The sequence below is a fragment of the Bradyrhizobium sp. USDA 3397 genome (assembly GCF_054060965.1).
Genome location: NZ_JBSSDS010000001.1, coordinates 6,543,575 through 6,557,011 on the forward strand (window position 1 = coordinate 6,543,575; position 13,437 = coordinate 6,557,011).

Below are 13,437 nucleotides of genomic sequence, written 5' to 3' on the forward strand. Positions count from 1 at the left end.
CCTCATCTGATGTTGACGCGTCTTGTCGCGCGTTGACGGAGTTGGGTGATGAACCTTGTCGAGTGATGAACCTTGAGCAAGCGGTGTGCCAGCGCGGCGGAGCCTCAAAATGAAGAGAAAGGGCTGGTTTGCCCGCGCAATAGCCGGTATCTCGACGGAAGCCTGCTGGACATCGTCTCATGTGTCGCGAGACGGCGTCTTGACCATGAGACGAGGACGAGACCTGAAAATGACCGAACCCGCCTATGTCGCGGTGGACTGGGGCACCAGCAGCTTCCGGCTCTGGCTGGTCGACCGCGCCGGTCAGGTGCTGGCCGAGCGCCGCAGCGGTGAGGGCATGCTGGCGGCGGCGAAGACCGGCTTTCCCGCCGTGCTGCAAGCGCATCTGGCCGCGGTCGAAGCGCCCGCGCATCTACCGGTTCTGGTCTGCGGCATGGCCGGCGCCAAGACCGGCTGGGTCGAGGCCGGCTACGTCGACACGCCGGCAAAGCTCTCAGCCGTCCTGAAACAGGCAGTGCGCGTGCCGGGCGAGGCGCGCGACATTCGCATCCTGCCGGGCATCGCCCAGCGCGATGCCAAGGCGCCGGACGTCATGCGCGGCGAGGAGACGCAATTGCTCGGCGCGCTCGGCCTCGATGCCGCGGGCGAGGCGCTGGTCTGCATGCCCGGCACGCATTCGAAATGGGTGCGGTTGAAAGACGGCACGGTCGAGCGCTTCTCCACCTTCATGACCGGCGAGCTGTTCAGCGCCGTCTCGCGCGAGACGATCCTGTCGCTCGCGGTCGCCGGCGCTGATGACGCCGAAGATATCGCGAGCTTCAAGGCAGCCGTGAAGGCCGCATTCGATGCTCCGGCCTTCGCCGCCAACTTGCTGTTCACTGCACGGTCGCGACAGCTTCTGTTCGGCGGCACGCCGGCCGCGGCGCGCGAGACGCTGTCGGGCACGTTGATCGGTGTGGAGCTCGCGGCAGGGCTCTCCGGCACGGTGCCGCAAGCGGGCGTCCAGCTGATTGCCGCAGGGCGGCTTGCGGTGCTGTATCGGCTGGCATTCGAGGCGCTCTCGGTAACCGCAAAGCCGGTCGATGCGGATGAAGCCGTCCGCCGCGGCCTGTCGATGGCGGCAGCCGCGATCTGGACGAAGTAGAAGGACTGCGAGAGATGAGCGTTCCCTTTCCGCCGATGCAGCGGCCGCTGGTCGCGATCCTGCGCGGCATCAAGCCTGAGGAGACCGAAGCGATCGTCGGCGTCTTGGTCGAGGCCGGCATGACCGCGATCGAGATCCCCCTGAATTCACCCGATCCGTTCCGCTCGATCGCGCTTGCCGTGAAGCTCGCGCCATCAGACGTGTTGATCGGCGCCGGCACGGTGCTGACGACGGCAGATGTCGATCGTCTCAACGATGTCGGCGGCAGGCTGATGGTCTCGCCCAATGTCGACACCGAAGTGCTGGCGCGCGCGCATCAGCATCGCATGGTGACCATGCCCGGCGTGTTCTCGCCGACCGAGGCGCTGCTGGCGGCGCGCTCGAGAGCCTCGAGCCTCAAATTCTTTCCGGCGAGCGTGCTCGGCGCTGCCGGTATCGCCGCGATCCGCGCCGTGTTGCCGGCAGGCGTGATGATCGCCGCCGTCGGCGGCGTCTCCGATCAGAATTTTGCCGAGTACATCAAGGGCGGGGTGACCGCATTCGGGCTCGGCTCCAGCCTCTACAAGCCAGGCATGACAGCAGCAGATGTCGCAGCCCGCGCAGAGGTGACAATTGCTGCATACGATCGGGCAATTGAGAAAGATTGAGCCGGCAATAAACTAGCCGTAATCCTGACATGGTCTATTCTGCCATATGGTGGCGCGATGCCGACATGCGCGCATCGTGGTACGCGATTGGCTGAATCAGGAGACCGACATGGCGATCAACAACGTGGCCGATCTGTTCGTGGCAACGCTCGAACAGGCCGGGGTCAAGCGCATCTACGGCATCGTCGGCGACAGCCTGAACGCGCTCACCGAGGCGCTGCGCCGCCGCGGCACGATCGAATGGATTCATGTCCGGCACGAGGAGGTCGCGGCCTTCGCGGCGGCCGGCGAAGCCGAGATGACCGGGAGCCTCGCGGTCTGCGCGGGCTCCTGCGGCCCCGGCAATCTGCATCTGATCAACGGCCTGTTCGACGCGCATCGAAGCCGCGTTCCCGTGCTGGCGATCGCGGCGCAGATCCCGACCGCCGAGATCGGCGGCGGCTATTTCCAGGAGACGCATCCGCAAAATCTGTTTCGCGAATGCAGCCATTATTGCGAGCTGGTGTCGGACCCGAGCCAGCTGCCTTACGTGCTGGAGAACGCGATTCGCGCGGCGGTGGGCTTGCGCGGCGTCGCCGTCGTCGCCATGCCCGGCGATGTTGCGTTCCGGAGTCCTCCGAAGCGCGCGTTGTCGACGACGCGCGGCCTTGCACTGGCTCCGCCGAAGGTCGTGCCGCAGCCGGACGAGCTGAAGGCGCTCGCCGATCTTCTCAACGGCGCCGAACGCATCACGCTGTTCTGCGGCCGCGGCTGCGCCGGCGCGCATGCGCCTTTGATGCAACTCGCTGAAGCGCTGAAGAGCCCGATGGTGCACGCGCTCGGCGGCAAGGAGCATGTCGAATACGACAACCCCTATGACGTCGGCATGACCGGCTTCATCGGCTTCTCCTCGGGCTACGCCGCGATGCACGGCTGCGACGCGCTGGTGATGCTCGGCACCGACTTCCCCTACAAGCAGTTCTTCCCTGATGATGCCAAGATCGCGCAGATCGACATCCGCCCGGAAAATCTGGGGCGGCGCTGCAGGATCGATCTCGGCCTCGTCGGCGACGTCAAGCTCACCATCGAGGCGCTGCTGCCGCTGCTCAAGACGAAGACGCAGCGCAAGCATCTCGACGACTCCGTCGCGCATTACAAGAGAGCCCGCGAAGGCCTCGATTCGCTAGCCAAGGGCACGCCCGGAGCCAAGCCGATCCATCCGCAATATCTCGCCAAGGTCATCAGCGACCACGCCTCCGACGATGCCGTCTTCACTGCCGATGTCGGCACCCCGACGGTGTGGGCGGCGCGCTATCTCGACATGAACGGCCGCCGCCGGCTGATCGGCTCCTTCGTGCACGGCTCGATGGCCAATGCCATGCCGCAGGCGATCGGGGCGCAGGCTGCGCAGCCCGGGCGCCAGGTGATCTCGCTCTCCGGCGACGGCGGCTTCACCATGCTGATGGGCGACCTGATCACGCTAACGCAAGAGAAGCTGCCGGTGAAGGTGGTCGTCTTCAACAACGGCGTGCTCGGCTTCGTCGCGCTGGAGATGAAGGCGGCTGGCTTCGTCGACACCAATGTCGACCTGGAGAACCCGGATTTCGCCGCGATGGCGCGCGCGATGGGCATCTTTGCCAAGCGCGTCGAGGATCCCGGCGAGCTTCCGGGCGCGATTAAAGAGATGCTGGCGCACAATGGGCCGGCGCTGCTCGACGTCGTCACCGCCAAGCAGGAGCTGTCGATGCCGCCGACCATCACGGCCGAGCAGATCAAGGGCTTCAGCCTCTGGGTGCTCCGCGCGGTGATGAACGGCCGCGGCGACGAGGTGCTGGACCTCGCGAAGACGAATCTTTTGCCGCGGTGATATCAGCCGGCGCGGTGGTTCACCTCTCCTCGTCGAGGAGAGGTGAAAGTCTGCCAGTGCAGCACGATGCCGATCAGCAGCGCCGGCAGAAAGCCGAGCGCGATCAGGAAATGCGGCAGCTGCTTTGGCGAGATGAGGGCGATGGCGATATCGGAGATCAGCCACAGCGCTGCGAACATCACCGCAAAATCCGTTCGCGGGCAGCGCAGGTAATAGAACACGGCGGTGATGACGATGGCCGGGCCAATCGCGATGCCGATCATGACCGCGGTCAGCTCCTTCGGCGTCAGCGTGTCGAGCACCATCGATGCCAGCAGCCAGAGTGCGGCGAACATGGCAACGATGTCGAGCGGATGCCGCAATCCAATTCCTCTGGCGAAAAGGCGCGCTATCGTTGGGGCCGGAGCTGCGGCCGTCAAGTCAAAATGGGCTTATTCCTCGTCACTTCCAGGCGTCGGGCGCAGCATGAAGTGACCGAAAGCGGTGGCGATCGGCTTCAAAGCATCGTCCTGCCAGGCCCGCGCCTCGAAGGCGACGATACGTCGGCCCTGCTTCACGATCGAGACGTCGGCAAACGTGTCGAGCGCGCGTCCGGAGCGCAAGTAGTTGACGGTGAGGCCGATCGGCTTGGGCGGTGCGGCAGCGCCGAGCTCCCGCGCCACCCCGATGATGGCGGTGGTTTCGAGGAACGCGCCCGTCATGCCGCCGTGAATCGCGGGCAGGATCGGATTGCCGATGATCTGCGGCGAGAACGGCATCGTCAGCGTGCCGTCATCGTTGACGCGGATGCCGAGCGCGCGCGCGAACGGGCTGCGCGCAAAGGGACCGTCCGGATCCGCCGGCGCCTCCAGCGTCGGGATGCTGCGTGCATCCATCCGGCGGTCGGCGAGCATGTTGGTGCGGTTGGCGCCGATCATGAAGCAGGCGGTTGCAGTCGCGACCGGATCTTCTTCGGACTCCTGGTAGGCGGTGGAGCGCACGAAGGCGATCGAGCGCGTGGTGCGGTAGCACACCGAATGCGCCTTGATGTCGAGGCCGGGCGTCGCCGGCTTCTGATAGTCGATGCGCAGATCGAGAGTCGCGATCGCGCGGGTGCCGTCGAGCGCAAGTTGCACCGCCATGCCGCAGCTCTCGTCCAGCATCGCGGTGACGACGCCGCCATGCAGCACGCCGGTCTCGGTGTCGCCGACGAAGACCGGTCGATAGGGCAGGCTGGACCACGCCTCGCCAGGTGCGAAGCGGTCGAGCTGGAGCCCGCTGATATGGCCGTAATCGGAGCGGCGGCCCTTGATGGCCTCGGCGAGTTCCTCGAAGGCAAGCGTGGTCGGCGTGGTGCTCATGGGGACCTTCTAGACCAGTGTCGGCCCTCGCGCAAAACCCCGAATGAGCCCCGCACCGGGCGGTTAGGTCTCGACAGGGCGCGCCGAAGCGCCGATGGTGGGCGCTTCGTTCGTCGATGAACTGCAAGGAGCGCCCATGGCCGACCCCGAAACGCCCTCGACCGCCCAGGGGCCCGTCACCATTTCCACCTCCAGCGCCGAGCGGGCGCCGATCATCTATTTCGACGGCGCATCCTGCTTCGGCCACCACAACGGCGCGATCCAGATCGAGCTTGCCGCAAACCTGTTGATGCCGGTCGGCGCCGCCGTCAGGGTCGACGTGGTCCAGACCGCGCACTTACGTTGCAGTGTCGCCGCGGCGCTGGCGTTGCGCGAAGCCCTCGACAAGGCGCTCGCAATGTATCAGCAAGGTCAGAAGCAGCCGGTGGCGGAGGAGATACCGGCGGTGAAGAACTGAGATCGCACGCCCGATGATTTTGATTGACTCGGTCTGACGGCGAAACGCGATCACCTTCCCGCATTGACCTGTTATCTCACGCCTTCGTCACATGCACCTTCGCGGTCTTGCCGCCGTTCCACTTGCCGTCGAGCGCGCGCTCGATCTGGGCGGCGAGCTGCAGCAACAGACCGTCATTGGCCTGCTTGGCGATCGCCTGGATGCCGAGTGGCAGGCCGTGGTCTTGCGCTGCCATCGGCAGCGAGATCGCCGGCATGCCGCAGAGATTGGCGAGCGGCGTGAAGGCGAAGAAGCGCCACAGATTGTCGAACCAGTCGCGCACATCAGGGTTGTCGGAGATGGTGAGATATTCCCTGGTGCCGACCTTCGGCGTCGGCAGCGCCGTGATCGGCGTCAGGATCACGTCCCATTGCTCGAAGAAGCTGCCGAAGCCGCGCGAGGTCGTGTTGAACACGGCCTGCATCTTCGCCCGCTCGGCAAAGCTGGTGTGGCGCCCGGCTTCCCAGATGCGGATGTTCATGGGCTCGATCAGATCCTCCGGCGGCTTTTCCAGTCCGCGCGCAGCGAGCATGTTGGAGATCACCACCGCGAAGTTCGAGATGTAGCAGGTGGTCTGCGCCTCGAAGGCGGCGGGAAGGTCGATCTCCGGCAGTGCATAGTCGACGTGATGGCCGAGGCCTTCGAGGAAGCGTCCGGCCTTCTCCAGCTCGGCAGCGAGCTCGGGCGTCGCGGTGTAATTGCCCCATGTGTGCGACAGCGCGATGCGAAGCTTGCCGGGATCGCGCTTGATCATCTCGGTGTAAGGCTGCGCCGTGGTCCAGAACGGCATGAACTCGCCGGGCGCAGGCCCGCGCGCATGATCGACGAAGGCGGCGGTGTCGCGCACCGAGCGCGACTGGCAGCCCTGGATCGAGACGAGGCCGGTCAGGTCCGACATGTGCGGCGCCAGCGAGAACACGCCGCGCGACACCTTCAGGCCGATATTGCCGTTGACGCCGGCGGGAATGCGGATCGAGCCGCCGCCGTCGGTTGCATGCGCGATCGGCACCACGCCTGCGGCGACCATCGCGGCGCTGCCCGCCGACGAGCCGCAGGTGGTGTAGTCGGTATTCCAGGGATTACGCGTGACGTAGACGGCAGGATTATCGGCCGACGAGCACACGCCGAATTCCGGCGTCGTGGTGCGTCCGATCAGGTTGAGCCCGGCCTGCCGGAATTTACCGGTCAGGAACGTGTCGGCGCCGGCGCGATTGCCGCGCATCAAGAGCGAGCCCATCTCCTGCAGCCGACCCTTCATGGTCGGCCCGAGGTCCTTCATCAGGAACGGCAGGCCGGCGAACGGACCTGCCAGATTGGCGCCGTCCTTGGCGGGGTCGGCGATCACGTCCTCGAACAGCTCGACCACGCCGGACAGCACCGGATTGACCTTGGCAACGCCCGCGGCGGCCTGCCGCGCCAGCTCCTTCGCCGTCAGCTCGCCCTTGCGGACGCGCCCCGCCAGCGCGACGCCATCGTGCTGCGTCCATTCATTCCAGCTCATCGGCAAAGTCATGAAGTCAAATCCCCTCAAGATCGCGGCGTCACCTTTTTCGCAACGGCCCGCGTGAATCAACCGAGGCGCCACGAGGGGCAGGGTTGCGCCCGGCGGAGAGGTCGGGCTGTCGGCTATCAATCCGACAGTCGTGCGATCGCTGCAACCGGGCCGCCGCCGGCCGGCCCCTGATGCTCGGCGCCGCCGGACACGTAGACCGCGCCAGTGCCGGCAAGGCCCGCGATCAGGCCGCCGACCGCTGCGCGGGCGTGGCGTGTCGAGCTGATGTCGGTGTCTTCAAGCATGGTGTGGCGGAAGCCGCGCACGGCGCCATCAGGCGAGGCCTCCGCCTTGGCGAAGATGTTGACGAGCGTGCGGCCCGCGGTGGTTTGCGGCCCAGCGCCAAGCCCGACGCTGTTCAACGCCAATAGCACCGCCGAGGCGTCGATGGCATCCTCCATCACGGCATGCCCGATCACACACGCGCTTACCGATGACGCCGAATTGCCGAGCACGATGACGACGTTATGCATCAGCTCGATCCCCGACGAGGTCGAGGCCACCTTGGAGAAGAGATCATAGCGCCGCAGCACGTCCTCATCGCCGAGGTCGGAGCCGATCTCGCCGAGCGCGACCGCAACGCCAAGCGCGGACGCGCCGCGCGAATAGGCCATCGAGCTGTAAGCGCTTGTCGTTGCCGTTGTGTTGCCGCGGGCGTTTGCCGCCGCAACGCGCTCGCTGGTCAGCAGCGGGCACTTGATCTGCACGAAATGAACGTCCGTGGGATCGTTGATGCCGGCATCGGCCATGGCGGCTTGCACGGCCTTCGCTGTCTCGGCGATTTGCGCGGCGCGGCCGAGCTCCTCAGGCAAGAAGTCCCGCGTGTGCGCCATGCCGATGCTGAGGCGCTTGCTGGACAGACCTGCCGGGCGCTCGGCCTCGCTCCGTGTGAACACCGTAAGATGCGGACTGAGCACGCCCTCGGTGCCGCCGGACATCACGAATGCGATACGCTGCTCGACCGCCTCCGCCGACAGGCCGAGCTTGGGCGCCAGCGCCATGCAGAGCGCGGCCACCGCGTACTCCCGGGTAAAATCGTTGACGCCGCCATTGCCTTCCGTCTTACCGAGAATGGCGAGAATCGAGTTGGGATCGATCGCGCCTGAAACGATCAAGTCCATCAGGCCGGAGACGTCGCCGGGTCCCGTGGTGGCGATCCTGAAGACGCCGACCGATGTGGTACGCATGATTGGTCCTCGTGCGGAGAGTTCATTGGCCCGGCGGGAGCAAGCAGGCGCGGAACGCGGGGCCGATGTCAAGTCGCCGCGCCCCCACGAATGTGGCGAGATCGCATCGGTCGGGCAAAAAATCCTCTGTCGACGGTTGCGTACCGCACCTTGATGAATCAACCTTGGTTGGTCCATAAGCGGCGTCCCGCGGCCGGTGGTTCGCCCCTGCGCCCGCGTGCTTGGATTAGAGGGAATCTCGCGTGGCCAACATCAACCAGAAAATTGCGCAGGAGCTTGGGGTTCGCGCCGAGCAGGTCGAGGCGGCGGTAACGCTGCTCGACGGCGGCGCCACGGTTCCCTTCATCGCCCGCTACCGCAAGGAAGCGACCGGTGCGCTCGACGACGCGCAATTGCGCACTCTGGAGGAGCGCCTGGTTTACCTGCGCGAACTCGAGGATCGCCGCAAGGCGATTCTCGAATCGGTCCGCGAGCAGGGCAAGCTCGATGCGGCGCTCGAGGCCTCGATCATGGCCGCTGACAGCAAGGCCCGCCTGGAGGACATCTATCTGCCGTTCAAGCCGAAGCGCCGCACCAAGGCGGAGATCGCCAAGGAAGCCGGCCTCGAGCCGCTCGCCAATCAGCTTATGGCTGAACCCGGCAATGATCCGAAGGTCGTGGCGGAAGGCTTCATCAACGCCGAGAAGGGCGTCGCTGACGCCGCTGCCGCGCTCGACGGCGCCCGCGCCATCCTGGTCGAGCGCTTCGACGAGGACGCCGATCTGATCGGCGCCCTGCGCGAAGAGATGTGGACCAATGCGCGCATGGCCTCCAAGGTGCGCGACGGCAAGAAGACCGAGGGCGAGAAGTTCGCCGACTATTTCGATTTCTCCGAGCCGCTGACAAAACTGCCCTCGCACCGCATCCTCGCGATGTTCCGCGGCGAGAAAGAAGAAATTCTCGACCTGCAAATTCAGCCCGAGGCCGAGGCGCCGCCGCCGGGCGTGCCGAGCGCCTATGAATTGAAGATCATGAAGCGGTTCGGCATCGCCGACCTGAAGCGCCCCGGCGACCGCTGGCTGATCGACACCGTGCGCTGGGCCTGGCGCACCAAGATCCAGGTGCATCTCAATATCGATCTGCGCATGCGGCTGTGGAACTCGGCCGAGACCGAGGCCGTGCGCGTGTTCGCCTCGAACCTGCGCGACCTCCTGCTCGCCGCGCCCGCCGGCACCCGCGTCACCATGGGGCTCGATCCCGGCTACCGCACCGGCGTGAAGGTTGCCGTCGTCGATGCCACCGGCAAGGTGGTCGACACCACCGCGATCTATCCGCACGAGCCGCAGCGGCAATGGAACGAGTCGCTGGCGACCCTCGGCCGGCTCGCGATCAAGCACCGCGTCGAGCTGATCGCGATCGGCAACGGCACCGCCTCGCGCGAGACCGACAAGCTCGCCACGGAGCTGGTCAAGGGTCTGCCCGAGCTGAAGATGAACAAGATCGTGGTGTCGGAAGCTGGTGCGTCGGTCTATTCGGCTTCGGCCTTCGCCTCGGAGGAGCTGCCCGGCCTCGACGTCACCCTGCGCGGCGCGGTCTCGATCGCGCGGCGCCTGCAGGACCCGCTTGCCGAGCTCGTCAAGATCGAGCCGAAGGCGATCGGCGTCGGCCAGTATCAGCACGACCTCGGTCAGGCCAAGCTCGCCAAATCGCTCGACGCCGTGGTCGAGGATTGCGTGAACGCGGTCGGCGTCGACGTCAACACCGCCTCCGCGCCGCTGCTGGCGCGCGTCTCGGGCGTCGGCTCCGGCCTCGCCCAGAGCATCGTGGCGCATCGCGATGCCAACGGCCCGTTCAAGTCGCGCAAGGCGCTCAAGGACGTGCCGCGGCTCGGGCCGAAGGCGTTCGAGCAGTGCGCGGGCTTCTTGCGCATCCTCGGCGGCGAGGATCCGCTCGATGCCTCCGGCGTCCATCCCGAAGCCTATCCCGTGGTGCGCCGGATTCTCGAAGCGACCAAGAGCGACATCAAGGCGCTGATCGGCAACAGCGACGTCGTGCGCACGCTGAAGCCGAAGGATTTCGTCGACGAGACCTTCGGTCTGCCGACCGTCACCGACATCCTGCGCGAGCTCGAAAAGCCGGGCCGCGACCCGCGTCCGGCGTTCAAGGCGGCAGTGTTCAAGGAGGGCGTCGAGGAGATCAAGGATCTCAAGAAGGGCATGATCCTCGAGGGGACCGTGACCAACGTCGCCGCCTTCGGCGCCTTCGTCGACATCGGCGTGCACCAGGATGGTCTCGTGCACATCTCGGCGATGTCCAAGACCTACATCAAGGACCCGCGCGAGGTGGTGAAGCCCGGCGACATCGTCAAGGTGAAGGTGCTGGACTTCGAGGTCGCCCGCAAGCGCATCTCGCTCACGCTGCGCCTCGACGACGAGGTCGGGCCTAAGAAGGACGCGCCGGGCATGCAGCGCGACAACAATCAGCGCAACGCAAGCCGCATGACGTCGGCGGCGCCGCGCAAGCAGGAATCTTCGGGCGGCGGCGCACTCGCCGAGGCGCTGCGCCGCGCGGCGGAGAAGAACGGCGGCAAGCGGGCGTGACCTCTTAACCTCTCCCCGCTCTTTGCGGGGAGAGGTCGGAATTCGCTCCATCCACGTCGTCATTGCGAGCGCAGCGAAGCAATCCAGAGTGCTTCCGCGGAGGGATTCTGGATTGCTTCGTCGCAAGGGCTCCTCGCAATGACGGGGAGAGAGCTGGGACTACCCTCCCTAACTCCCGCGTCAGAATCTGGCGCATTTGTAAGTTGAAGCAACGCTCCCGTTCTCCTCATCTGATCCTCCTCGTGCGGCGCCGAGACCGCCGCACTGCAAGGAGGACGCTTCGATGAACAACAGGTTTCTTAAGGGCCTCACGGCGAGCGTGATCGCGGCCATGATGGCGGTCGCGTCACCGGCGCTCGCGCGCGGCGGCTTTGGCGGTGGCGGCCATTTCGGCGGCGGCATGCACGCCGGCAGCTTTGGCGGCATGCGGGCCGACGGCATGGGCGGTGCACGCTTCGCTCATGTCGGCAGACCCGGCTTCGGCGGGGCGCGGTTCGCGCACGCGCCGATCGGGCCGCGTTTCGCCGGCGCGGGCTGGCATGGCCGTCACGGCTTCCACCATCACCATCATTTCCGTCGCTTCGCTGTCTTCGGCGCGCCCTATTTCTACACCGGCTACAACGACGGCTGCTGGCGCAGGAGCTGGACGCCCTATGGGTGGCAATGGGTCAATGTGTGCGGGGGCGGTTGGTACTAGCATCGCCGTACCGCACCATTGTCGCGATCGCCACCGGGCGGTTCCGTCCAGCCCCGGAACGGGATAGTCTGGTGGCGATTGTCGCGCGGAGTGTTTCATGACCGGAGGTCACCGTCGCATCCTGGTCGTCGAAGACGATCCGGAAACCGCAGGCCAGCTCGTCGAGGAGCTGACGGTTTCGGGCTACGACGTCGACCTCGCCGCCAATGGCCGCGAAGCCCTCAATCAGGGCGCCGCGCGCGACTATGCGGTGATCACCATCGACCGCATGCTGCCCGATATCGACGGCATCAGCGTGATGCGCCAGCTGCGCGACGACGGCATTGCCGCCCCCTTCCTGATCATCTCCGCGCTCGGCGAAGTCGACGACCGCGTGCGCGGCCTGCGAGCCGGCGGCGACGACTACCTCGTCAAGCCGTTCTCCTTCACGGAATTGCTGGCGCGGCTCGAGGCGCTCGGTCGCCGCAGCGAGACCATCGCCAAGGAAACGCTGCTGCGCGTCGGCGATCTCGCCGTCGACCTGATCGCGCGCAGCGCCTCGCGCCGCGGCCGCAAGATCCCGCTGCTGCCGCGGGAGTTCCAGCTGCTCGAATATCTCGTCCGCAACGAGGGCCGGGTCGTCTCCCGCGCGATGCTGCTGCAGCACGTCTGGGACCTGCATTTCGATCCCTCCACCAACATCATCGATGTCTATGTCGGCCGGGTCCGCCGCAAGGTCGACGATGCCCAGGCCTATCCGCTGATCCACACCATTCGCGGCATCGGATATTGCCTCCGTGCTCCTGGTTAAGACGCTCCGGTCCTCGACCTTCCGCCTGGCGCTGATCGCGATCGCAGCGTTCGGGCTGATCGTCGCAGCGATCATGGCTTACGTCTATTTCGGTACCTTGGCCTATGTGGAGAGCCGGCTCGGTACGGTCGGCGATCATGACGGCTTCACCGGCATGATCGAGCTCGCGATGGCCGCCGTCGCCGCGCTGCTGCTGGTGCTCGCCGGGCTCGCGGCTGTGCTGGTGACGCGTCGCACTGTGGGGCGGATCGAGCAGATCAACGCCACGAGCCGCGCCATCATGCTCGCAGGCCTCGACCAGCGGATTCCCTTGCGCGGCAGCAATGACGAGTGGGATCGCGTCGCCGAAAACCTCAACCAGATGCTCGACCGCATCGAGACGCTGATGGGCGAGGTCAAGCAGGTCAGCGACAATGTCGCGCACGATTTGCGCACGCCGCTGACGCGCATGCGCGGCCGGCTGGAGAAGGCCTATCACGCGCCGCGCAACAGCGAGACGGATGCCGCGCTGATCGGCGACACCATCGCCGATCTCGATGCCGTGCTCGGCATGTTCGCCTCCATCACCCGGATCTCGGAGATCGAGACCCGCGCCCGCACCGGCGCCTTCCGCGTGCTTGATCTTTCCGAGATCGCCGCCGAGGTGGTCGAGCTCTACGATGCCGCTGCCGAGCAAGTTGCCACGCACCTCAGCCTCGATGGTGACCACGAGGTCGCGATCACCGGCGACCGCGACCTCTTGTTCGACGCCATCGCCAATCTCGTCGACAACGCGATCAAGCATGGCCGGAAGGGCGGGCAGGTGATTGTGAGCTGCCGCAGGGCCGACGGCGGTGGGGTGATCTCGATTATCGACGACGGTCCTGGCATTCCCGCCGAGCAGCGCGAGCATGTCTTCAAGCGCTTCTACCGGCTCGAGCAGAGCCGCTACACGCCGGGCAATGGTCTCGGCCTCAGCCTCGTCGCCGCGGTCGCGCGGCTTCATGGCGCCGAGATCGCGTTGCGCGACAATTCCCCGGGCCTGAAGGTCGAGCTCCGGTTTCCGCCTACCAACGGCCAGGTGGCGCTCGCGAGAAGGTTCGTTGCTGCGGAATAAGATGCTCTTGTCTAAGTCAGGAAAAGCAACTAAAAGTAGATTTTGTTTTGTGTGTCGCGCTGA

General features: G+C 66.0%; 12 protein-coding genes. 8 read left to right on the plus strand and 4 right to left on the minus strand.

The genetic code is table 11. The features are described 5' to 3' along the window. Positions 1-229 precede the first annotated feature (229 nt). The 3 genes from ACVWYQ_RS30335 (at position 230) to poxB (ending at position 3,637) form a co-directional block, all read left to right on the plus strand. Complete coding sequence (locus ACVWYQ_RS30335; RefSeq protein ID WP_456726659.1) at positions 230-1,144, plus strand: 2-dehydro-3-deoxygalactonokinase; 915 nt, start codon at positions 230-232, stop codon at positions 1,142-1,144. A 14-nt stretch (positions 1,145-1,158) separates the two neighbouring features. Next, on the plus strand, positions 1,159-1,791 hold the full coding sequence (locus tag ACVWYQ_RS30340) for a 2-dehydro-3-deoxy-6-phosphogalactonate aldolase (RefSeq protein WP_271541388.1): 633 nt from the start codon (positions 1,159-1,161) through the stop codon (positions 1,789-1,791). A 109-nt stretch (positions 1,792-1,900) separates the two neighbouring features. Continuing rightward, positions 1,901-3,637: a ubiquinone-dependent pyruvate dehydrogenase gene (gene poxB, locus ACVWYQ_RS30345; protein ID WP_404543805.1), complete on the plus strand. Its 1,737-nt coding sequence runs from the start codon at positions 1,901-1,903 to the stop codon at positions 3,635-3,637. Between the two features lie 2 nt (positions 3,638-3,639). Here poxB and ACVWYQ_RS30350 read toward each other — a convergent pair whose 3' ends face one another. Continuing rightward, entirely contained in the window at positions 3,640-3,999 is a 360-nt protein-coding gene (locus tag ACVWYQ_RS30350; RefSeq protein ID WP_198399827.1) for a hypothetical protein, read from the minus strand. 69 nt (positions 4,000-4,068) lie between these two features. Next, on the minus strand, positions 4,069-4,977 hold the full coding sequence (locus ACVWYQ_RS30355; protein WP_404543803.1) for a PaaI family thioesterase: 909 nt from the start codon (positions 4,975-4,977) through the stop codon (positions 4,069-4,071). A gap of 136 nt (positions 4,978-5,113) precedes the next feature. On the opposite strand from ACVWYQ_RS30355, the gene ACVWYQ_RS30360 reads away from it, so the two are divergent. Then, positions 5,114-5,434, plus strand: a complete 321-nt coding sequence (locus ACVWYQ_RS30360) for a hypothetical protein (protein ID WP_025032108.1) — start codon at positions 5,114-5,116, stop codon at positions 5,432-5,434. A 76-nt stretch (positions 5,435-5,510) separates the two neighbouring features. Here the strand turns inward: ACVWYQ_RS30360 and ACVWYQ_RS30365 are convergent, their stop codons facing one another. Together ACVWYQ_RS30365 and atzD are read right to left on the minus strand one after the other, a co-directional pair. Further along, positions 5,511-6,986 (minus strand): amidase, encoded by a 1,476-nt coding sequence (locus ACVWYQ_RS30365; RefSeq protein ID WP_404543801.1) that lies wholly within the window; start codon positions 6,984-6,986, stop codon positions 5,511-5,513. A gap of 116 nt (positions 6,987-7,102) precedes the next feature. Then, entirely contained in the window at positions 7,103-8,212 is a 1,110-nt protein-coding gene (gene atzD, locus ACVWYQ_RS30370; protein ID WP_404543799.1) for a cyanuric acid amidohydrolase, read from the minus strand. 242 nt (positions 8,213-8,454) lie between these two features. Here atzD and ACVWYQ_RS30375 point away from each other — a divergent pair, with 242 nt between their 5' ends. The 4 genes from ACVWYQ_RS30375 to ACVWYQ_RS30390 all read left to right on the plus strand — a co-directional run bounded on the left by ACVWYQ_RS30375 (position 8,455) and on the right by ACVWYQ_RS30390 (position 13,374). Then, a complete protein-coding gene (locus ACVWYQ_RS30375) occupies positions 8,455-10,791 on the plus strand; it encodes a Tex family protein (protein ID WP_271541399.1) in 2,337 nt (778 codons plus the stop codon). Between the two features lie 283 nt (positions 10,792-11,074). Then, complete coding sequence (locus ACVWYQ_RS30380) at positions 11,075-11,488, plus strand: hypothetical protein (RefSeq protein WP_456726660.1); 414 nt, start codon at positions 11,075-11,077, stop codon at positions 11,486-11,488. Positions 11,489-11,585: 97 nt separating this feature from the next. Next, positions 11,586-12,278 (plus strand): response regulator transcription factor, encoded by a 693-nt coding sequence (locus ACVWYQ_RS30385; protein WP_404543796.1) that lies wholly within the window; start codon positions 11,586-11,588, stop codon positions 12,276-12,278. After that, positions 12,265-13,374 (plus strand): sensor histidine kinase, encoded by a 1,110-nt coding sequence (locus ACVWYQ_RS30390; RefSeq protein WP_271541402.1) that lies wholly within the window; start codon positions 12,265-12,267, stop codon positions 13,372-13,374. The genes ACVWYQ_RS30385 and ACVWYQ_RS30390 overlap by 14 nt, the downstream gene beginning before the upstream one ends. Positions 13,375-13,437: the final 63 nt, after the last annotated feature.

Excerpts from the sequence above, each read along its gene's own strand:
- ACVWYQ_RS30335 (WP_456726659.1), top strand. The coding sequence starts at position 230 with ATGACCGAACCCGCCTATGTCGCGGTGGACTGGGGCACCAGCAGCTTC.
- ACVWYQ_RS30340 (WP_271541388.1), top strand. The coding sequence starts at position 1,159 with ATGAGCGTTCCCTTTCCGCCGATGCAGCGGCCGCTGGTCGCGATCCTG.
- poxB (WP_404543805.1), top strand. The coding sequence starts at position 1,901 with ATGGCGATCAACAACGTGGCCGATCTGTTCGTGGCAACGCTCGAACAG.
- ACVWYQ_RS30355 (WP_404543803.1), bottom strand. The coding sequence starts at position 4,977 with ATGAGCACCACGCCGACCACGCTTGCCTTCGAGGAACTCGCCGAGGCC.
- ACVWYQ_RS30360 (WP_025032108.1), top strand. The coding sequence starts at position 5,114 with ATGGCCGACCCCGAAACGCCCTCGACCGCCCAGGGGCCCGTCACCATT.
- ACVWYQ_RS30365 (WP_404543801.1), bottom strand. The coding sequence starts at position 6,986 with ATGACTTTGCCGATGAGCTGGAATGAATGGACGCAGCACGATGGCGTC.
- atzD (WP_404543799.1), bottom strand. The coding sequence starts at position 8,212 with ATGCGTACCACATCGGTCGGCGTCTTCAGGATCGCCACCACGGGACCC.
- ACVWYQ_RS30380 (WP_456726660.1), top strand. The coding sequence starts at position 11,075 with ATGAACAACAGGTTTCTTAAGGGCCTCACGGCGAGCGTGATCGCGGCC.
- ACVWYQ_RS30385 (WP_404543796.1), top strand. The coding sequence starts at position 11,586 with ATGACCGGAGGTCACCGTCGCATCCTGGTCGTCGAAGACGATCCGGAA.